This window comes from Pseudomonas sp. Mn2068, assembly GCF_049319725.1.
GTDB classification, from domain to species: domain Bacteria; phylum Pseudomonadota; class Gammaproteobacteria; order Pseudomonadales; family Pseudomonadaceae; genus Aquipseudomonas; species Aquipseudomonas gingeri.
This window is the reverse complement of the sequence record NZ_JBMOUG010000001.1, coordinates 56,064-75,892: the sequence shown is the minus strand read 5'-3', so window position 1 is coordinate 75,892 and position 19,829 is coordinate 56,064. Positions and strand designations below refer to the sequence as shown.

General features: G+C 62.5%; 15 protein-coding genes. 6 read left to right on the top strand and 9 right to left on the bottom strand.

All coding sequences use genetic code 11. The features are described from left to right. Nucleotides 1-111: 111 nt before the first annotated feature. Nucleotides 112-1,011, bottom strand: coding sequence for a LysR family transcriptional regulator (locus ACL9RJ_RS00375; protein ID WP_017126049.1), 900 nt, complete (start codon nt 1,009-1,011; stop codon nt 112-114). Continuing rightward, complete coding sequence (locus tag ACL9RJ_RS00370) at nt 1,004-1,891, bottom strand: LysR family transcriptional regulator (protein WP_017126050.1); 888 nt, start codon at nt 1,889-1,891, stop codon at nt 1,004-1,006. The genes ACL9RJ_RS00375 and ACL9RJ_RS00370 overlap by 8 nt, the downstream gene beginning before the upstream one ends. A gap of 269 nt (nt 1,892-2,160) precedes the next feature. Here ACL9RJ_RS00370 and ACL9RJ_RS00365 point away from each other — a divergent pair, with 269 nt between their 5' ends. After that, nucleotides 2,161-3,699 (top strand): MFS transporter, encoded by a 1,539-nt coding sequence (locus ACL9RJ_RS00365; RefSeq protein WP_017126051.1) that lies wholly within the window; start codon nt 2,161-2,163, stop codon nt 3,697-3,699. 36 nt (nt 3,700-3,735) lie between these two features. Here the strand turns inward: ACL9RJ_RS00365 and ACL9RJ_RS00360 are convergent, their stop codons facing one another. Further along, nucleotides 3,736-4,176 carry a MerR family transcriptional regulator gene (locus tag ACL9RJ_RS00360; RefSeq protein ID WP_017126052.1) on the bottom strand — a complete coding sequence of 147 codons (441 nt, stop codon included), beginning with the start codon at nt 4,174-4,176 and terminating at the stop codon, nt 3,736-3,738. 78 nt (nt 4,177-4,254) lie between these two features. Between ACL9RJ_RS00360 and ACL9RJ_RS00355 the strand changes: the two genes are divergently transcribed. Beyond that, nucleotides 4,255-5,493 carry an NADH:flavin oxidoreductase/NADH oxidase family protein gene (locus ACL9RJ_RS00355; protein ID WP_177083081.1) on the top strand — a complete coding sequence of 413 codons (1,239 nt, stop codon included), beginning with the start codon at nt 4,255-4,257 and terminating at the stop codon, nt 5,491-5,493. On the opposite strand, the gene ACL9RJ_RS00350 is transcribed toward ACL9RJ_RS00355, so the two are convergent. The 3 genes from ACL9RJ_RS00350 to ACL9RJ_RS00340 form a co-directional block, all read right to left on the bottom strand. After that, on the bottom strand, nt 5,490-7,913 hold the full coding sequence (locus ACL9RJ_RS00350; protein WP_177083083.1) for a P-loop NTPase fold protein: 2,424 nt from the start codon (nt 7,911-7,913) through the stop codon (nt 5,490-5,492). The genes ACL9RJ_RS00355 and ACL9RJ_RS00350 overlap by 4 nt on opposite strands. A gap of 97 nt (nt 7,914-8,010) precedes the next feature. Next, entirely contained in the window at nt 8,011-9,657 is a 1,647-nt protein-coding gene (locus ACL9RJ_RS00345) for a phospholipase D-like domain-containing protein (RefSeq protein WP_177083085.1), read from the bottom strand. A gap of 66 nt (nt 9,658-9,723) precedes the next feature. Further along, complete coding sequence (locus tag ACL9RJ_RS00340) at nt 9,724-10,374, bottom strand: HD domain-containing protein (RefSeq protein WP_177083087.1); 651 nt, start codon at nt 10,372-10,374, stop codon at nt 9,724-9,726. 130 nt (nt 10,375-10,504) lie between these two features. Between ACL9RJ_RS00340 and ACL9RJ_RS00335 the strand changes: the two genes are divergently transcribed. The 4 genes from ACL9RJ_RS00335 to ACL9RJ_RS00320 all read left to right on the top strand — a co-directional run bounded on the left by ACL9RJ_RS00335 (nt 10,505) and on the right by ACL9RJ_RS00320 (nt 16,996). Further along, the gene (locus tag ACL9RJ_RS00335; RefSeq protein WP_042935276.1) at nt 10,505-11,203 is read left to right on the top strand and encodes a YoaK family protein; all 699 of its coding nucleotides are present in this window, start codon (nt 10,505-10,507) and stop codon (nt 11,201-11,203) included. A 197-nt stretch (nt 11,204-11,400) separates the two neighbouring features. Next, on the top strand, nt 11,401-13,158 hold the full coding sequence (locus ACL9RJ_RS00330) for a flavin monoamine oxidase family protein (RefSeq protein WP_177106304.1): 1,758 nt from the start codon (nt 11,401-11,403) through the stop codon (nt 13,156-13,158). Further along, nucleotides 13,145-14,827 (top strand): alpha-keto acid decarboxylase family protein, encoded by a 1,683-nt coding sequence (locus tag ACL9RJ_RS00325; RefSeq protein ID WP_103032977.1) that lies wholly within the window; start codon nt 13,145-13,147, stop codon nt 14,825-14,827. Before ACL9RJ_RS00330 ends, ACL9RJ_RS00325 begins: the two co-directional genes overlap by 14 nt. A 153-nt stretch (nt 14,828-14,980) precedes the next feature. After that, the gene (locus ACL9RJ_RS00320) at nt 14,981-16,996 is read left to right on the top strand and encodes a hypothetical protein (protein WP_422764719.1); all 2,016 of its coding nucleotides are present in this window, start codon (nt 14,981-14,983) and stop codon (nt 16,994-16,996) included. Here ACL9RJ_RS00320 and ACL9RJ_RS00315 read toward each other — a convergent pair whose 3' ends face one another. From ACL9RJ_RS00315 to ACL9RJ_RS00305, 3 genes are read right to left on the bottom strand one after another with little or no spacing between them, the layout of a single operon-like run. Further along, entirely contained in the window at nt 16,997-17,329 is a 333-nt protein-coding gene (locus ACL9RJ_RS00315; RefSeq protein ID WP_103032978.1) for a hypothetical protein, read from the bottom strand. 59 nt (nt 17,330-17,388) lie between these two features. Continuing rightward, a complete protein-coding gene (locus tag ACL9RJ_RS00310; protein ID WP_017126063.1) occupies nt 17,389-18,150 on the bottom strand; it encodes a DUF2182 domain-containing protein in 762 nt (253 codons plus the stop codon). Between the two features lie 2 nt (nt 18,151-18,152). Further along, a complete protein-coding gene (locus ACL9RJ_RS00305; protein ID WP_017126064.1) occupies nt 18,153-19,691 on the bottom strand; it encodes a tyrosinase family protein in 1,539 nt (512 codons plus the stop codon). Nucleotides 19,692-19,829: the final 138 nt, after the last annotated feature.

The following is a 19,829-nucleotide window of genomic DNA, read 5'->3' as shown; positions in this document are numbered from 1 at the left end:
TTTAACCTGTTCCTGAAGAAGTGAGGGGGATTGTCAGCGGGGACAGGCGACATGAAAATCCGTGATTGATCCATGACCCTTTCCATTCAGGAAAGGGTCATCGGCCACCCGCTATAGCGGCGTGCGCAGGAACTCGAACAGGCGCAGGGCCTCCGGCGCCAGGCCGGCCCGGGACTTCACCCCCAGGTACAAGGTCCGTCGCGCCCAGGCATCGCTCAATTCGATCGCGTGCAAACCCGCGCCAAGCAGTTCGGCACGCACCGCGGCCCGGGGCAGGATGCCGATGCCCAACCCGGCCTCGATCATCCGGCAGATGCCGTCGAAGCTGCTGACCTGGATTCGCACGTTGAGCACCCTGCTCGCCCGATGAGCCGCATCGGTAATCCGGCGCAGCAATGAACTGCCCTGGTTCAGCGCTACATAGTCGAAGTCCAGGGTGTCGACGAAGGCGATGCTGTCCAGGCCGGCCAGCGGATGAGCCGAGGGCACCAGCAGCACCAACTGGTCGGTGCGGTAGGCAAAGGTCTCCAGCCCCGGGGACGGGACATTGTCGGCAAACACGCCGATATCGGCCCGGCCGGTTTCCACCGCGTCGATGGTCGCCTCGCTCAGCGCTTCCTCCAGGCTGATGCGCACCTGCCGGTTGTGGGACAGGAACCGGGCCAGGTCCTGGGGCAGGAACTGCACCACCGCGGAGGTGTTGGCCCAGACCTTGATATGCCCGCGAACGCCGACGGCGAAATCGCCGACCTCCACGGCCATGCGGTTGACTCCGTCGAGAATGCTGCGCACATGGACCAGCAATCCGTGCCCCGCCGAGGTCAGCTCCAGCCCCCGGGGCAAACGGGTAAACAACGGGCAGTCGGTGGTGCGCTCCAGTTCGGCGATCCGCTTGCTCAGGGCCGACAGGGTCATGTTGGCGTGTTCGGCCGCCTTGGTCAGGCTGCCGTGCTCGGCGGCCAGCAGGAATACCCGCAGGGACTGCAGGTCGAAATGCGCGGGATTAATCATGCTGCCTCTCCGGGAATTCACGTTTGACCCGCTCGATGTAGCAGGCCACGGCCGGTGCCTTCTCGAAGCGGCGATGGATCAGCGACAACCAGGACGTGGCCTGGCAACCCTCGATGGGCCGATAGACCACATTCGGCAGGTTGATATGGCCGATCACCGATTCCGGCACCACCGCCACACCCTGGCCCAGGGATATCGCGGCGATCACCGCCACCAGCCCGCCGGGCTGCGGCCCCAGCTTCGGCGCGTAACCGCCCTGGGCGGCGACCTGCAGGGTACCGCTGATCTGCTCCGGCAGCACGAAGGTCTCGTTCTGCAGGTGCTCGGCGCCGATATTTTTCAGGCGGCACAACCAGCTGTCGTCGGCCATCGCCAGCACAAAGCCCTCGGTATTCAGACGCACGGCGTCCACGCCCTCGGGCAGGGACATCGGCGAGCGCACGTAACCGATATCGAAACGCCCTTCGGCGATCAGCCCGGGCAATGTCGCCATGGGGGTTTCCCGCACATTGAGGCTGACATCGGTGAAGGCCCGGACAAAGGCCTTGACCTGGCGCTGCAACACCCCGGAATACACCGCCCCGGCGACATAGCCCAGTTCGATATGACCGATCTCGCCGCGCCCGGCTCGCTGGGCGTTGCGCTGCGCATGCTCGAACTGGCGCACGGTCGCCTCGGCCTCCGGCAGCAGCGCCGCGCCCGCCTCGGTCAGGCTGACCTCGCGCTGCCCCCGCAGGAACAGCCGGGTGCCCAGGGCATTTTCCATGTCCTGGATCTGCCGGCTCAGGGTTGGCGGGGCGATATCCAGCTGTTCTGCCGCGCGGGTGAAATTGCGCTGCTGGGCAACAGCCAGGAAATAACGGAAATGGCGGATTTCCATACGGGCATTAGCTCAAAGGTAATGAAGTACCAGGACTGGCCTAACAAAGCCGGGCCGACCCCGCGTTAAGCTGTCTTACCGTCACAGTAGAGAGCCTTGAGCATGTCCGTCAAATTCCTTGCGCCGTTGCCTTGTACCTGTTCGGGCATACCGTTGGTCGCGGCGGCTGATCCGACGCCCATCGTTGCCCCCGAGGCAATCTTCCGACGGCAACCGGACCGCCGCCTGATCGGGACAGCCACGACCAGGCTGCCGGCGCAGGTACGCCCATGAGCCGGGTCAGCCCGCGCCTGACGCTGCTGACGGCGTCCGGCGTCTGCTCGCTGATTGTCCTCGACACCAATATCGTCGCCGTCACCCTGCCGAGCATCGCCCGTGACCTGGTGGCGAACTTTGCCGATATCGAGTGGGTGGTCAGCGCCTATATGCTGGCGTTCGCCGCCCTGCTGCTGCCCGCCGGCAGCATCGCCGACCGCTTCGGCCGCAAGAAGACCCTGCTCTGGGGCCTGAGCCTGTTCATTCTCGCCTCCCTCGGCTGCGGCGCCGCGCCCAGCAGCCTGTTCCTCGATATCGCCCGGGCGATCAAAGGCGTCGGGGCCGCGCTGCTGCTGACTTCCGCCCTCGCCTCCATCGGCCACACCTTCCACGATGAAGTCGAGCGGGCCAAGGCCTGGGCCTTCTGGGGCGCCTGCATGGGCGTGGCGATGACCGCCGCGCCGACGGTTGGTGGACTGATCACCCAGTACCTGGGCTGGCGCTGGATCTTCTTTATCAACCTGCCCATCGGCCTGCTGCTGATGGCGATGGTCCGGCATGCGGTACCCGAGTCCCGCGACAGCCAGTCGGCCCGTCTCGACCCCTGGGGCAGCCTGGCCTTCAGCGGCGCGCTGCTGTGCCTGATCTGGGGCCTGATCGAAGCGAACCAGATTGGCTGGAGCCATCCGCTGACCTACGCCCGACTGCTGGGAGGGGTCGCTCTGCTCGGTGTGTTCGTGGTGGTCGAGCGGGTGCAGCAACGCCCCATGGTCGACTTGCAGTTGTTCCGTCATCCGCGCTTTATCGGGGCCTTGCTGGGGATGTTCGCCTACGCCGGCTGCGCCCAGGTGATGATGACGCTGCTGCCGTTCTACCTGCAGAACGGCCTGGGCCTGTCGGCCATCGCCTCTGGCCTGGGCATGCTGCCCTTTGCCCTGACCATGCTGATCTGCCCGCGTATCGGCGTGCGACTGGCCTCGCGCCTGGAGCCCGCGACCGTGATGGCCAGCGGGCTGACCCTGGTCGGCTGCGGCAATCTGCTCAGTGCCTGGGCGGTCAGCAGCGGCGGCTACCTGGCCTTCGGCCTGGCGATTGCCGTGACGGGCGCCGGTGCCGGACTGCTCAATGGCGATACCCAGAAAAACATCATGGCCTGCGTCCCCCGGGAGCGCTCCGGCATGGCCTCGGGCATGAGCACCACCATGCGCTTCAGCGCGATCATGCTGGCCATCGGCGTGTTCGGTGCGTTGCTCGCCGGCCATACCCAGGACCTGCTCCAGGCCAGTCTCGGCGCGCAGGCCGCACCGTGGCGCGATCAGGCCCAGGCCATTGCTTCGCGGGTGGTGGCCGGCGATATGTCGGCGGCGATGGCCGTACTGCCGGAGTCGGCACGCGCCGTGGTGCAGCCACTGGCCCGCCAGGCTTTCGTCGGCGGCTTTGGCACGGTGCTCTGGGTCGCGGGTCTGCTGGCGCTGTTCGGCGCGCTGGTGGTGGGCACATTGATGCGCAATCCGCTCCCCGGAGCGCAACCATTTTCCCTGGCCGGGGAATAACACCGGCGCGCTGAGGGAAAGGCGCGGTTCGACGAGCTACTGCTCGACGCCGCGCCCCTTGGCGTTTACCTGCGGCACATTCAGCGACGCCATCAAGCGCTCGGCGTTTTCCGCGCACGGCATGTCCGCCGGCTTGCTCCTGATACTGTTCACCACCCCGAGCAGTTGCAGCTTGCTCTGGGCCAGACGGGCCTGCATGGCCTCGATCTGAGCGATCTTGCGTTCCAGGCTCTCGATCATTTCCGCATGATCCCAGACTCCCGGTTCGGAAGCCGGCACCAGCGCTCGCAGCTCCTCCAGGCTGAAGCCAGCCTGCTGGGCGCACTGGATGATCGACAAGGTCTGCAACACCTCGGACGGATACTCCCGATAGCCATTGGCCTGGCGATGCACCTTGCGGATCAGGCCCTGGGCTTCATAGAACCTGATCTTCGAGGCCGCCAGGCCACTGCGTTGAGCCAGTTCACCGATCTTCATGGAAATCCTCGCATCGGGGCTTGACATTAAAGTTTACTTTAAGCTTAGCCTGAACTCCCCACTACCCCGGAGTCAAGCATGTCACCCTTCCAAGCATTGCCGCTACCCAACGGCGTACAGATCCCGAATCGCATTGCCAAGGCTGCCATGGAAGAGAACATGGCCGACCTGGACAACGCCCCTTCGTCCCACCTGATGGAACTCTACCGCGCCTGGGCCGATGGCGAGCCCGGACTGCTGCTGACCGGCAACGTAATGATCGACCGGCGCGCCATGACCGGCCCCGGCGGCGTGGTGCTGGAAGATGAGCGGCATCTGCGCAAGTTCCGCCAGTGGGCTGAGATCGGCCGGGCCAAGGGTGCGCAGTTCTGGATGCAGATCAACCATCCCGGGCGCCAGACCATGGCCAATCTCGGCCAGATCGCCTGGGCTCCCTCGGCGGTTCCGCTGGAGCTGGGTGGATTCTCGAAGATGTTCGCCGAGCCGCGCCCCATGAGCGAAGCGGATATCGAGGACGTCATCGGACGCTTTGCCCGCAGCGCCCGGCTTGCCGAACAGGCGGGTTTTACCGGCGTGCAGATTCATGCGGCCCATGGCTATCTGCTGAGCCAGTTCCTCTCGCCGCTGAGCAATCAACGTACCGATCGCTGGGGCGGCTCCCTGGAAAACCGCGCCCGGTTGCTATTGTCGGTGGTCAAGGCCGTTCGGGCCGAGGTGGCGCCGACCTTCTGCGTGGCGGTCAAGCTCAACTCGGCGGACTTCCAGCGCGGCGGCTTCGATGCCGACGATGCGCGCCAGGTGATCGAATGGCTCAATGAGCTGCCGGTGGACCTGGTCGAACTCTCCGGCGGCAGCTACGAGGCCCCGGCCATGCAAGGCGAAGCCCGGGATGGCCGGACGCTGGCGCGGGAAGCCTACTTCATGGAAATGGCCGGCGAACTGGCGAAGGTGGCGACGATGCCGGTGATGGTCACCGGCGGCATCCGCCGCCTACCCGTTGTCGAGCAGGTGCTGGACAGCGGCATCGCCATGGCCGGTATCGGTACCGCCCTGGCGCTGGAACCGCACCTGCCCCGGCACTGGCGCGAAGGCCGTGACACCCATCCTCAGTTACAGCCGATCCGCTGGAAGCAAAAACCGCTGGCCTCGCTGGCGAGCATGGCGGTGGTCAAATTCCAGCTCAAGCGCCTGAGCAAGGGCCGCCGTCCGCAGCCCGAGGTTTCGGCGGTGTGGGCTTTGGTGCTGGATCGGTTGTTTATCGGGCGGCGGACGAAGCAGTATCGCCGCGAGATGAGCCGATTGAAGGCCGGTGCCTAGCCGACAAAGGAGTAGCGGCGGGCAATGGCGGCGTATTTTTTCAGCAGCCTCATCCGCCGCCCCTCAATCAGTTGAGACGTCTTGAAGTAGATATCCAGGATATTGGCGACCTGCCTGATCTGCAGGCTGCGTCCCTCTTCCTTTCCAAGCAGGTCATGACGCAGCTCCGTCCAGCCAACATCCTCAACCAGTAACGAACACGACCTTTCGAACGTATCCGGGTGGCCTGTAGCCAAGGCAATCTGTGCCATGAGTGCGATGAACCCATTGTCCTCAAATTCCTTCAGGTCAATGCTTTTCAGGCTGACCTTGATCAACCGGTAGATATTCAAGAACCTCAAGGTTCGTCTGGGAGAACCGCCGATATAGGGAGCCAACTGATTGAACAGGTCGATTTCACGATTGTTGATCGACAAGTTCCTGGTAACACGATGCACCGCCTCCTCCCGCGTGCTCCCGGAATCGTTCGCCAGAGGAGGCAGCCCCAAGGAGGAAGGTGTAATGCCTTGCAGGCGATCGCTCAGGAAGAGTCGGCTCGCCGGCTCGTCCATTGGCCTCATCCAGTAGGGTATCTGGAAAATTTTCTCCAGGTAGTCGGTAGCCGACGCGATGTCTTTTCCTGAGTCTCGAACACCGGACATCATTCCCCGATAGTGCTTGAGCAGCGCATTGCTGACCCAGCGCACATCCACGGCGACCATGACGACAAAAATCGGAAATGTCAGCAACAGGTGAACCGCCTGCAGCACATCCACGACCTTCTCTGGCGGGCAGCGATCAAGGTCATCGATGTAAATCACGATCCGCTTGAAAGAGATCTCGTCTGCAGTTCGTGAAGACAAGGAAAGAGGTTTGCGCAGTTTCAGAAGCTCATCCGCTTCAAGCTCATGCCGATAGCGCCACAGGAATCGGCCCATTTCTGCCCTGAAAGCACGCTCCGCAGCCAGGACCGCAGAGGGAGGTTTTTCCCGGCTTCCATCGCTACCGGTGGCGACAGCATTACCTGCAAGTTGGGCGATATTGGACGCCAACTGCTCAAAGTCCTTGCGAATGGTTGCGATCAAGCCAAGGTGCTGCGCATAGCGCCCATCAGCCCGCTCACGAATGAACTGCTTCAGGCGCCCGGCGCCGGTGCCCTCCTGAAAGTCCTGCGTTGCCTGCGCCAGCTTCGCACTGGTTACTTGCACACGGGCCTTGGCCGCTTCCACATCGGCGCTGATCTTGCCAAGGTTCGCTTGCGCCTTCTGCACCTGCGCCACTTCAGCCTTGAGTTTCTTCTCTACGGCAATATCCAGCGCACGCTTGGATCTTTCCAGTTTATCCAGGGAGCCCCTGACCGTTTTCAACAGTTTTGTGGCCAACCCGGTCACGCCTGCCAATCCGAACGCCAGCGCGAAAACGCCCTCGTGCAATCCCTGTAGAAACGGAATGAGCTTCACTGCCGCCGCCGCAACAAAGGGCGTCGCCAATACGATCACTGCGAAAAGTCCGATGAAAAAACCCGATTGCAATTGGTACTTGAAGCCGTCAAACAAGAGGCGAGCCCGTGTAGCTTCGCCCTGCAGTGACGATGAGACCTTTTGGAAGCTTTCAACCTCTCCGGCCAGATGTGCAATACCCAGCTCGCTTACCGCCGCCTTGAATTCAGTCTTGATTTCTTCGATGCCCGGATCAGACTCAGAATCAGACTTCGGATCAGCGAATACAGAGATCACGGCTCCCACATAGAGGTCAGCAGACGTTTTCAATGACGCACGGGCCACCGCCAGTTGCGTCTCGGCCTCACTCAACCGTTGGGAGGCCTTGCGCTGCTCGAGCCGCTGCTCCACCAGTTCTTTCGCGGCCTCCAGCGTCAACGCCCTTGCCGTTGACAAGCCATCGAGGAGTGCATGGGGATCATCGTGATGGTTGGCGCCATACCAACGATCCAGCTCCGTAAAAAGGTGCTCGACCAGGCTGGCCCACAAGTTGGTCTCGGCGTAGTGCCAGGCATTGAAGCGGATCTGCACCACCTCACGGTGAAAGTCCGATGAGCCAGCCTCTGGCGCGCCCTTGACCGGAAGCGTCGCTGAGGTCAGACGCTCGATATGCTCGTACACCAACCTCATGAAAAACGACTTGCCGCTGCCCCAGTCGCCAAACAAGCCGATGGCCAAGGGCGGTGTAAACGCCTTGGCTAACGCCATGCGGGCAAATGCCTTGGCTTCTTCAGCCACTCCCAGACGATCATCCAGACCTGCCGACCAGGGATCATCATTGTGCGTGGTGACGAAGTGAACGGGGGCAAGAGCCGGGTTTTTCTCGACGTTTTCCTTATCCTTGGGGACCGGGTAGGAAAGGCCGCTCAGAACGGTATTTTTAATGACACTGCTGAGTGGAATCAGCTCTTCATTGCCACTCGATCCATCACTGCTGTCCATGCCTGGCGATTCCTTGCTCGATTGCCGGGCAAGGCCCGAAATAAAAATGGCCCTTTAATATCATCCAGTCTTGAACCTGGCAATCATCGAATCCACTTCAACGCCCGGCAAACCGCAACCGCGACAACATCTTCAGGTCCCCGTCCTGGTAATACCCGTCGCTCCAGCTATTGTCCGGCGACAGCGGCTGGACCTGCTTGAGCGCCAGTTTCTTCGCGTAATAGCGAAACCGGTAATGCTCGTAGAAACGCAGGATCTCCAGGCCATAACGGTCCGCCAGGTCGACATCGCCACGTATCACCAGGAAGTTTTCGTCATTACCGTCACTGGCACCGACGCTGAGGTTGTGGCTGCCGCTGATGATGGTCGGCGAATCGGTGGTGAAGTCGGTGACGATGGCCTTGGTGTGCACCAGCAGCCGCCCCTTCTGACCGTTGAGCCCTTCCTTGATCCAGCCTTCCAGGCCGGTATTGAGCAGCGCCGTGGCGACAAAGTCATCGGTGCGGTCGGCGTGGATGCCGGAAATACTGCTGGCCGTGTTCTGCAGGCCATAACGCAAGACATCGTCATGGGGCTGGCCGAGCAAGGCATCGAGAATCTGCTGGGGCAAGGCGAAGGCCGTGGCGAACAGCAGGTCCTTGCGCGCCGCGGTGATGATCTGCTCGAATTCCTTCAGGTCGCCCTGGCCGGTGCGCGGGGAAAACCCGGCGAACAAGGGTTGGGCCGGGTCCATCGGATTGTTCTGGGTAATCCACTTGCGGGTCGCCGCCACATTCGCCGGCGCCGCCCAGATCTGTTCGAAGACCTGGATGTACTCGCCGGCCAGGCGACTGTCGTCGAGTATGTGCACAACGTTGGCCTGGCGGTAGACGCCATTGGCGGTGAAGTTGGTACTGCCGCACAGTACCGCTTCGGGCCGATACTCGCCGGCGGCATCGCGCTGGCTGAGGACGATGAACTTGTCGTGGAAGATATTGCTGGTCACCCGCCCGCGCTTGCCCTCGGCGGGAATCGCCGCCAGGTTCTGTTCGTTCAGGGTGGTGTCGTCGTCACCGACCTTGGCGTGGTACAGCACACGGATCCGCGCGCCGCGCTGTTGGGCGGCGTTGACGGCATCGACAATCGCCTTCAACTGGTACTCGTAGATGGCGATATCCAGCCCCCACTGTGCATCCGTGGCACGGGCGATAAAACCGAGCAGTTCTTCCAGCAGGCCATTCTCCAGCCACAGGCGCGCGGCGTCGGGCCAGGCCTCGATAGGCAGGTCTTTCTGGGTGGTGAGCTGCTTGTCCAGGTCGGGAAACTTGCGTTCGAAACCCTGGCTCGCCGCCACCGCGCGATTGAAGATCACCCGCTGGTTTTTCGGCAGGCCGTTGTCGGTGGTTACCGTGACCGCCAGCGACTCGCCCAGTTGTGGCGCATCGGGCGTGCCGTAGGCCAGGTGCACGCGGTAATTGCAGGTGGTGCCGGGCTCGACGTTGTAGTCGGCCCAGCGGAATTTCTGCAACGGCGCCAGATCGCTGGGGGTGGCGTGGTACTGGGGAAAGGTGTGCTCCTTGCCGGGAAAGGTCAGGCTGTTGAAGAGAAACAGCCAGGGCTTGGTCCCCACCTGGCGCTCGATGGCAAAACCCAGCAGGCCAGCCCGCTTCGACTCCGCCAGGTCCATTGCCAGCAGCACCCCGCTGGTGCCGGCATACGCCTTGACCCGGAAATCGTCCTGGGCGTTGGTTTGCAGTACGCGCATGAATCACATCCTTGAGCCGTTTGCTGTGGCCATCGAGCGTAGCGAATTTTCATAGCGCCAGGCAGTTCACACGCCTATTTCTTCCATGAAATCTTCCATGAAACGCTGCAGACGCTCATGCCTGATCGCCGCCAAGCGTGCCCCCGTGGCGGTCTGGAAACCCGAGGCCAGGTGCAGCAGCTTGGTCTGGAAATGATCGAGGCTGAAGCGTTGATCGTCATACCCACGGTGTTGCGCCAGCGGATCCGCCGGATCGTACAGGCTGAGCCCAAGGCGCCCGCCGACATGGAAACAGCGCGCCACGCCGATCATGCCAAGCGCGTCCAGTCGGTCGGCATCCTGCAGGATCCGGGCTTCGAGGGTGGTCGGGGCGATCGCCGCCGAGAAGCTGTGGGCTTCGATGGCATGGGCGGTGGCGGCTATCTTCGGTTCCGGCCAGTCCAGTTGCGTCAACAGGGTCGAGGCTTTTTCCGCCGACAGGCGCGAAGCACGGGCCCGCAGCGGCGAGTCCTTCTCCACCGCCACGCAATCATGCAACAGCGTCGCGGCGATCAGGATGTCCAGGTCACCGCCTTCCTCGCGCTGGATCGCACAGACGTTTTTCCATACCCGATGGATATGCGACAGGTCATGGGAACCGTCCCCCTGGACCACGGGCAACAGTTCCAGCAAGCGCCCGGCCAAGGAGTGGCAGGGAGCAAAACACACGGCAGTCATTCACGGGCCTCGAAGTGGCAACGACACAGGAGCCGGACTCTACCTTGATCGACGACCAGCGGCGAGTTACCGTCTGCTGCCACCCGGCAACCCCGATCAATCCTGCGTCACCCAAACCCGAGGACAGGCCATGGAATCCCCCTTGCACCCCAGTGTGGGCCCGGCCCTCAGTTTCAACGGCGGCTTTGTCGACACCCTGGGCTTCCTCGCCCTGCAGGGTCTGTTTACCGCCCATGTCACCGGCAACTTCGTAACCTTGGGGGTGAGTATCGTCCATGGCACTTCCGGCGCCTTGCCCAAGTTGATCGCCCTGCCGGTGTTCGTCCTGGTGGTGGGACTGACCCACCTGGCCGCCGTGGCGATCCATCGGCGCGGATGGGTACCGCTGCGCCTGTTGCTGATCGCCCATACCCTGATGCTTGCGGCCTTTGCCCTGCTGGCGATTGTCTGGGGGCCGTTTACCGATGGCGACAGCGCCACGGCGCTGATCACCGGCATGACCGGGGTCACCGCCATGGCGATCCAGAACGCCATTTCCCGCCAACATATGAAAGGCACGCCACCGACCACATTGATGACCGGCAATGTCACCCAGTTCGCCGTCGATGTATTCGCCCTGTGGACCGAGCATGATGACGCCCAGCGGCTCGTCATCAAGCAACGCCTCAAGCCGATCTGCACCACCCTGCTGGGTTTTGCCCTCGGCTGTATCGGTGCGGCCCTGCTCTACCTGGCCTGTGGCTTGTGGGCACTGATCCTGCCGGTACTGGTCGCCACCGGCGTCTGCCTGCGGGTTTACCGCAGCGACCGGCGCCAGCCCCAGGCGTAACGGCTGCAAAGGTCCTTTCAACGCATCGAAAGGACCTGATCCCCCTCTCTCTCCCAGCCTTTCTTCGTCCATCGACGGACAGGTCACCCGCCGCCTCGAAACCCCGATGATGGCAAACTGGCATTCCGCCAAAACTCGACGATACTAGGTCGCGACCGGAAAACGCGGTCCCTCTCCTTCCCGAAATGGAGTTCGTCATGAAGTCGCAAGAACTGGAACTGGACGTTGCCGTGATCGGCGGCGGAGTGTCAGGCACCTACAGCGCCTGGCGTCTGCAACAGACCCATGGCGATACGCAGGACATTGCCCTGTTCGAATACAGCGACCGCATTGGCGGCCGGCTCTTCAGCATCAATCTACCGGGCCTGCCGAACGTGGTCGCCGAGGTCGGCGGCATGCGTTACATCCCCGGCAAGGACGGCCACGTACTGGTGGACAACCTGGTCAAGCACCTCAAGCTGCCAAGCCAGGACTTCCCCATGGGCGCGCCCAAGCCGGTGTATTCGAAGAACAACCTGTTCTACCTGCGGGGCAAGCGTTTCCGTTACCGCGACTTCGTCGAGGCGCCGGAAAAAATCCCCTATGACCTGGCCTGGTCGGAGCGCGGCTTCTGCCCCGAGGACCTGCAGGTCAAGGTGATGAACTATGTCTATCCCGGTTTCGACAAGCTCAGCCTGTGCCAGCAGATGCAGGTCAAGGTGTTCGGCAAGGAGATCTGGAAGTACGGCTTCTGGGACCTGCTGTACCGGGTGATGAGCAACGAGGGCTACCAGTTCATGAAGGACGCCGGCGGTTATGACGCCAACGTCGCCAACGCCAGCGCCGTGACCCAGTTGCCGGCCACCGAATACAGCGACACCACCGAGTTCCTGACCCTGACCAAGGGTTTCCAGAGCCTGCCGCTGACCCTCGCCGCCAAGTTCGCCAAACTGCCGGGCAAGCTGCCAGGCCAGCAGCGGGTGCAGATGAACCAGCGCCTGGCCAGTATCCTCTACGCCAAGGACGCCGACTTCCCTTATCGCCTGCATTTCCAGAACACCATCAGCGTCGACGGCGCCACTCGCGACAGCAGCGGCGGCCAGGTGGTCAAGGCGAAAAAAATCATCCTCGCCATGCCTCGCCGCGCACTGGAGTTGATCGACTCGCCGTTCTTCAGCGACCCGTGGCTCAAGGAAAACCTCGGCTCGGTGCTGGTGCAATCGGCCTTCAAGCTGTTCCTGGCCTACGAACAACCCTGGTGGCGCGCCCTCGGCCTGGTGGCAGGGCGTTCGGTCACCGACCTGCCGGTGCGGCAGATCTACTACATGGGCACCGAGTGCGAGCAGAAAGGCGGCGAGCACACGCTCAACTCGCTGCTGATGGCCTCCTACAACGACATCGGGACCGTGCCGTTCTGGAAAGGCCTGGAGGATGGCGCCCCCTTTGTCGGCTTCACTCCGGCCAGCCTGGCCGGCAAGCTCAAGGCCGAACCCGTGGTGCCCAGGACCCAGTTCCCGGTCAGCGACGAAATGGTCCGCGTCGCGCAGATGCAGGTGACCCAGGTCCACGACCAGGTCGAGCTGCCGCGGCCCTATTCGGCGGTCTACCACGCCTGGGACAGCGATCCGTATGGCGGCGGCTGGCACGAGTGGAAGGCCAACTACCGGATCGACCGGATCATCTGTCGCATGCGCCACCCGGTGGAACAACAGCAGATCTATATCGTCGGCGAAGCCTATTCCATCGGCCAGGGCTGGGTCGAAGGCGCGGTCACCGTGGCCGAATCGACGCTGCAGGACTTCTTCGGTCTCAAGCGTCCGGCCTGGCTGCCCAAGGACTATGCCCTGCTGCCAGTGCCGACACCCGATGGCTGCAACCTAGACCCGGACCACCGTCCGCCCTGCAAGGATTGCGCGAAGACGCTCAATGACGTGACCGAGTTCGCGTACAAGGGGATCGATCATGGAAAAGACTGATGATTTCAGCGTCGCCGACTACCTGCTGGCCCGCCTCAAGGAACTGGGGGTGGACAAGGTCTTCCAGGTGCCGGGCGACTATGTCTCGAAGTTCATGGATGCCCTGGAGCGCGATCCGGATATCCACCCCGTGGGCGAAATCAATGAAATGAGCGCCGCCTATGCCGCCGATGGCTATGCCCGCTACACGGGGATTGGCGCAGTCTCGCTGCAGTATGGCGTCGGCACGTTCAGTGCAGTGAACGCCATTGCCGGCGCCTATGTGGAACGCAACCCGGTGGTGGTGATCAGCGCCAGCCCCAATGCGAAGAATCGCCAGCGGATCTGGTCCGAGGATGTCCTGTTCCATCACTCCACCGGTGATCTCGAGGTGGGGCGCAAGGTCTTCGAAAACATCACCGTCGCCTGCGAGTTGCTCAGTGACAGAAAGACCGCCCCGGCCCTGATCGACAAGGCCCTGGTCGCCGCCATCAGCGAGCGGCGGCCGGTCTACCTGGAAGCCTGGCAGGATGTCTGGGGCGGCTGTTGCGAGCGCCCGGTCGGCAGCCTGCTGCCGCTACCGACGCGGTGCAACGAGACGTCCCTGAAAGCCGCCGTGGAAACCTCGGTGGAACGCCTGCGGGCAGCCGGCAAACCGATCATCATGCTCGGCATCGAGATCGCTCGCTTCGGTCTGCAGCAACAGGCCCTGCACCTGATCGAAGCCAGCGGCCTGCCGTTTACCACGTCGCTGGAAGCCAAGACCGTTCTCGACGAAAGCCATCCGCAATTTATCGGCACCTATGCCGGCACGGCGTCACTGCCGCAGACCCAGGCCCTGATGGAGCAGACCGACTGCATCCTCGCCCTGGGGGTGATTTTCACCGACGACTACCTGCAACTGCTGGACAACAAGTTCGACAAGATCACGCTGGTCAATACCCAATTGGCCCGTACCGGCTTGCAGTACTACCCCCATGTGCCGCTGCCCCAGTACCTGACGGCCCTGACTCGGGCCCTGGGCCTGGATGACGAGTTCCCGCAACCACCCGTGCTCCGTGAGCCCGTGCCGTCCTTGTTGAAAGCCGCCCACGGCGACGACCCGCTGCTGGGCTACACGCGCTTTCTCGAAACCCTGGACGGCTTCGCCCGTGCCCATGGCTGGTGGAAAAACGGCAGCCTGATCCTCGGCGAGAGTTCGTCGCTCTATGCCGCCAGCAACCTGATGGACATGCCCCGGGACAGCTTTGTCGCCGATGCGATCTGGGGCTCTCTCGGCCATGAGACCGGTTGCGCGCTGGGCGTGGCCATGGGCAGCGGCCGCCGGCCGTTCGTGGTGGCCGGTGACGGCGGCTTCATGATGATGTGCCAGTCGCTCTCGACCCTGGTGCGCAACCAGGTGAATGCCGTGGTGTTTGTCATGAGCAACGAGGTCTATGCCATCGAGCAGGCATTCGTGGATATCGATGCGTTCAAGGAGGACGGAGAGTTCGCTCCGTTCGATATCCTGCCGACCTGGGACTACCTGGCGCTGGCCAAGGGATTCGGCGCCGAGGGCCATCGGGTCTCGACCCAGGGCGAGCTGGACGAGTTGTTGCCGAAGCTGCTCGACAACCGCAAGACCGTGCTGGTACAGGTGGTCATTCCACAGAAGGACCTGGCGCCGCAGATTGCCCGTCTGGCCGGTTAGACAGTGTCCACCTTGCGGGCCCTTTCGCGGGCAAGCCCGCTCCCACAGTGTCCGAGCCCGTATAACCGGGCACTGGTGGGAACTGGCTTGCCAGCGAAGAGGCCGGCAACCCTCTGCATACACAACTGACACCCCGTTCGGAGTAATTGCTGCATGGACGTCCGCAACCTGATCCACACGCCACTGATGGCCCTGCTCCTGCTGGCCGGCACGGCCCAGGCCCACACCCTGGGTCATGAGGCCCCCGCAGAACCGAAAAGCTTCATCCCGGCGACGCCGGACGAACCCTACCTCGATGTGCTGCACGAGTGTGTCAGCGAGCAGGACACCGCCAAGGATCACCTGCTCTCGGGCCTGGGCGGCACCCGTTATCCGTTGGTCAGCTTCAAGGACGCCGACCAGGTCGAGGCGTTCTACAGCCAGGGCATTGCCTTGCAATATGGTTTCAACTTTTCCGAAGCCATTCGGGCCTTCTACCAGGCCAGTCGCTTCGACGAAGGCGCGGCGATGCCCTACTGGGGGATCGCCTTGTCGGCCAACTCCAATATCAACAGCGATGCCACCACCGGCTGCGATCGCCTGGCCTATCGTTCGGCGCAGATCGCCCGGGACAACGCCAGGGCCCGCCTCAAGAACCCGGCCGGCAAAGAGCGTTTCAGCGACCGGCAATTGCAGCGCGAGGTCGACTACGCCGATGCCTTCCTGACCCTGTACACGGCCAGGGACGGCAAGGTATTCCTGAGCAAGGAAGGCAACCAGCGCTATGCCGACGCCATGAAGAACCTGTCGCAGACCTATTTCGACGATCTCGACGCTGCCACGCTGTATGCCGACGCCCTGCTCAACCTCACCCCGTGGAAATGGTGGCAAGGCGCCGAAGCGATCTCCGATGAAGTGCGTCCCACTCCCGCGGCCTACGAGGCCTTGCAGGTGCTCAACCGGGTACTGGTGCAGGACCAGTTCCATACCGGCGCCAACCACTTCTATATCCATGCCATAGAAGAGTCGCCCTTCCCCACCAGCGGCCTGCCCATGGCCGACCGCTTCCGCGACCAGAACCCGGCGATCGGCCACCTGGTGCACATGGCCTCGCATATCTACCAGCGCACCGGCAACAATGCCCTGGCCAGCGTCGCCAACTACACCGCGGTCTCGGTGGACCGTGCCTACACCCACCAGGTCAACCCGCAGAGCCCCTACCCGCTGCATTACCTGGGGCACAACATCCACTTCCTGGTCTGGACCCTGTCCATCGAAGGCCGGCAGAACGAAGCCATGAACATGGCCGAGGAACTGGTGGAAAACACCACCCGCTACGCGGCGCTGGATTTCCTCTGCAAACAGTATCCCGATGAGATCCGCGTCAAGTCCGACTACTTCTATGCGGTGCCCTATTACTTCGCCGTGCGCTTCCAGGACTGGGACACGCTGCAGCGTATCGAGCCGAAGATCAAGGCCGGCCTGCAGACCATCAACGACACCTGTACCGCGGCCAACAAGGACAGCAAGACGTCCTGGAAAGCCTTGACCAATCCCTACACCCAGGCCATGGCCGCCTATGCCGAAGCCTATCGGCAAGTGGCGAAGCCGGGGCTCGACACCGCCGCCGCGCGCGACGCGCTCAAGGGTTACTGGCAGGCGGTCAATGCCAGCCTCAAGGACACCCCGGACTTGAACTACGGCAGCAACAAGGCCATCGAGCTGTTTCGCATTGCCGACCTGATCCTTCTGAACAAGGCCCAGGACAGCAGCCAGGGCAAGCTGGACCTGATGGCGCTCAAGGAGGCCGCCGTGCAAGTGTTCACCAAGGATTCGCCACAGGCGCTGCTCACCGACCTCAAGGCCCTGCAGGGGGACAACAAGGCCCAGGTGATCGACGCCTGGCGCAAGGCCGTCGAGATCCAGGACAACCTCAGCTACAACGAGCCACCGGACTGGTACTACACCCTGCGTGAATCCCTCGGCTACGCATTGCTCGACCAGGGCCAGTATGCCGACGCGGAGCGGGTGTTCCGCGAGGACCTGGCGGGCAATCGTCTCAGCGGTCGTTCGCTCAATGGCTTGAAACTCAGCCTGGAGAAGCAGCCGGGGAAAAGCGTTCCGCCCCTGCTGAATGAACAACTGCAGACCGCCTGGCGCAACGCGACCATCAGTGCCGCGCCCTACTGACTATTTGCGCTTGTAGCTTTTACTGCCACCGGGCGTCAGGCAATAGACCCCACCCCGGGGCCCGGTGCAGTAACTGCCGCTGCCACACTGGCAACCCTCGGCGCCCTGCAGCAAGCCCTGCGGGCGCGCCGGCCGGGCGTCCTCGCGGATACCCAGCACCGCCGAGCAGTTCTTCTTCGAGCCACTGATCGAGCCGTCATTGCACAGGAAGGTCTCGCCATCGCACCCGGCGATCCCGCCCTTGCTGCCGGAACAGGGTGTATTGGCGGCCAGCACGGCGCTGCTGCCCAGCAGCAGCGCTACCAGGGTCAGGTGACGCAGTCGGGAAAACATTCGGGAACGAGAAGGACAGTTCATGGCGGCGCATCCGTGCAATAGATGGCCTTACGATATCATCTCTGCTTCAACGCTCGCGCCCTCAACGCATCGATCTCGGCCAGAAAAGGCCAGCGCCAGTGTGGAGGTCGATTTCTCAGGAAACGCTCCAGCAGCATCCAGACCATGACGAACGCCATCAAGACCAGATGCCCTTGTTCCATCAACATCGGCAGCAGCATCAACGCCCAGCACGAACTCACACACCAGACACCACTGACAACTCCGAACCTCAGGCAGTCCGTGACGAAACCAAAACCGAAGGCCGAAATGCGGGGTTGATGATGGCAACGATTCAGGCTGTGCTGCTTGACGGGAGAGGCCTGCCATAACAGGCAGATCGACAAACCAAGCAGAAAAACGCCTGAGGGCTCGATACCCAGCAGCACCCGCACGCTCACCACCAGGCTCAACAGCCCCACCCCCGCCAGGACCCAGACGCTGCCGAAACCGATCACGAACAGGCCCAGCGCCTGCCAGCGCTTTCTCGACAGACTGGTCCGCCATAGATACTCCAGCGGATGCACCATCAACAAGGGCATCATCGCCACCAGCATCAGGCTCCAGCCGCCCAGCAGTTGCCCTGGCGGGTTGAACAGCAGCGCCTGTTCAATACCTTGCCAGCTTGCTGCATAACCCAGGGTAGGCCAGGTCCCGCAGAACGCCGGGACCGAAAGCCTCTGTACGCCCCCCACCAGCCAGCCCCAACCGGCCAGGCTGATCACTATCAGCCACGGCCGGCTGCCCCGGGTCAGGAAAAGCAGCAGATACCGTCCCATGCTCAATCGCCTTGACGGTAGAGACTCACTCGACCGATCGTGATCTTGTCGTCGGGACCGACAGGCGTGACGGGCACAAAACGTACATTCAGCTTGCTCAGGTCCTGGATTCCGCCGAGATGCAGGGCATCCACCACTTCAGTGATATCCAATACCTGGCTGACACCATTGCCAGCATGGTGACCATCGGCCTGGCTGGCCTGCTCGACACCGAAGAGCGAGATCGTCCCGACATGCAACTCCGGATGCTCGTCGGGAACGGCCTCCGGAGCGAGATTGACGTAGACCTCAAACAGCGCCGAATCCTTGTTGCCGCGGATATGCTCCAGGTTCAGGAACACCCGATCCGGCAACGTCGGAACCGCCAGGGAAAAATTCGCGACCGATCTCAGGCTGTTCAGCACTTTCTGCGAGCCTGGTTTGTCCAGGTGCACGGAGGTGTCGACGCTGCCGCCCGAGAGGTTGAGCACCGAGGAATTGGCACCGATCAGTTCGACATCGGTATCACGGGTCATCAGCACCTCCGGGATCGGCGCTGCGATTATGGCTCCAAGATTCAACAGACGGCGCTGGAGCAGGGGGTGTTTATCCTGCGGCGCGGTCGTGTCTTCATAGGTGTAGTCCAACTTGGGCACACGTGTATCCAATACATCGCGCACCTTGTATTTCCAGGGCGCGGCGCCACCGGCCTGCGGCATGATGAACGGTGGTCCGGCATCCAGGGGACCGTCCACCCAGTCCGGATTCGGGGGGTTGTGATTACCACCATAGGCTTTGAGCCAAACCTCCCAGAGACGATCGATATTGGCGTGGTGCAACCAGAAAATCGGGTCCAGCGCCGCGGTATTGGGATTGCTCATCAAACCACTGGTTTTGCCTGAACTGCCGCCCACGACACCGTGGACGTTGTTATGGGGCTCGGACTCGAGCAGTCCGTTGGCGACGCCATGCTGGATAAAGAGCGATTCCGGCCCACCAAAACCGGGAGGAACGCCGGTTTCAGAGCCGGCAAAGGTGTGATCGCGCAGTGCTTTCAGCCGGATGTACTGCGCAGGGATGACAATCGGGGTCTTGTTCAACCCATAACGACGCTCGACATACAACGGGTTATGCGCACCGTCCGGCCAGTTCTGCTGTGCAAAGCACTTCGGCAACTCCTGTGCCTGGGTACTGCCGTTGTAGTTCCAGTAAGGTAGCGACCAGCCTGGCGGGCCTCCGAGATCGACGATAGTGGCGCGCACGATCTGCTCGAACGCACCGAGGTACCCTCGGTGCCAGGGAAAGAAGTACCAGTTCTGATGCTGGCACTGGTTCCAGTAGAGCTTCTGCTGCGCTGGCGGCGGAAACGGCGTCTGCGCGGTTACATAACCGGCATTTTCCCAGAGCGGCCGGGTAATGCCATGTATCGCCGCCAGGAACAGCCAGCTGGCAGGATCGGTGATCGGTTTTTTACGCAGTGCTTCAACCGCACGGGCATACCACAACAAGGTGTCGTTCCAGCCCGGCTCCAGCTTCCATACATCGCGACGTACATGTGCCATGATCGATCTCCCTGAACCTCCATCGGGCCGGGGACTGGCTGGCCCGAGAGCAACAGTAGATCAGGTGATGTCAATCTGCCTTGAGCGCGCCCATGAACCAGACCGGCGGTCCCCGCGGCACATCAGGCGCCCGACGAC

Bases quoted from the DNA above. Each gene is read 5' to 3' on its own strand.
- ACL9RJ_RS00355 (WP_177083081.1), top strand. From the start codon at position 4,255: ATGTCACCCTTCCAAGCATTGCCGCTACCCAACGGCGTACAGATCCCG.
- ACL9RJ_RS00320 (WP_422764719.1), top strand. From the start codon at position 14,981: ATGGACGTCCGCAACCTGATCCACACGCCACTGATGGCCCTGCTCCTG.
- ACL9RJ_RS00335 (WP_042935276.1), top strand. From the start codon at position 10,505: ATGGAATCCCCCTTGCACCCCAGTGTGGGCCCGGCCCTCAGTTTCAAC.
- ACL9RJ_RS00330 (WP_177106304.1), top strand. From the start codon at position 11,401: ATGAAGTCGCAAGAACTGGAACTGGACGTTGCCGTGATCGGCGGCGGA.
- ACL9RJ_RS00340 (WP_177083087.1), bottom strand. From the start codon at position 10,374: ATGACTGCCGTGTGTTTTGCTCCCTGCCACTCCTTGGCCGGGCGCTTG.
- ACL9RJ_RS00375 (WP_017126049.1), bottom strand. From the start codon at position 1,011: ATGATTAATCCCGCGCATTTCGACCTGCAGTCCCTGCGGGTATTCCTG.
- ACL9RJ_RS00325 (WP_103032977.1), top strand. From the start codon at position 13,145: ATGGAAAAGACTGATGATTTCAGCGTCGCCGACTACCTGCTGGCCCGC.
- ACL9RJ_RS00365 (WP_017126051.1), top strand. From the start codon at position 2,161: ATGAGCCGGGTCAGCCCGCGCCTGACGCTGCTGACGGCGTCCGGCGTC.
- ACL9RJ_RS00350 (WP_177083083.1), bottom strand. From the start codon at position 7,913: ATGGACAGCAGTGATGGATCGAGTGGCAATGAAGAGCTGATTCCACTC.
- ACL9RJ_RS00305 (WP_017126064.1), bottom strand. From the start codon at position 19,691: ATGGCACATGTACGTCGCGATGTATGGAAGCTGGAGCCGGGCTGGAAC.
- ACL9RJ_RS00310 (WP_017126063.1), bottom strand. From the start codon at position 18,150: ATGGGACGGTATCTGCTGCTTTTCCTGACCCGGGGCAGCCGGCCGTGG.
- ACL9RJ_RS00360 (WP_017126052.1), bottom strand. From the start codon at position 4,176: ATGAAGATCGGTGAACTGGCTCAACGCAGTGGCCTGGCGGCCTCGAAG.
- ACL9RJ_RS00345 (WP_177083085.1), bottom strand. From the start codon at position 9,657: ATGCGCGTACTGCAAACCAACGCCCAGGACGATTTCCGGGTCAAGGCG.
- ACL9RJ_RS00370 (WP_017126050.1), bottom strand. From the start codon at position 1,891: ATGGAAATCCGCCATTTCCGTTATTTCCTGGCTGTTGCCCAGCAGCGC.
- ACL9RJ_RS00315 (WP_103032978.1), bottom strand. From the start codon at position 17,329: ATGTTTTCCCGACTGCGTCACCTGACCCTGGTAGCGCTGCTGCTGGGC.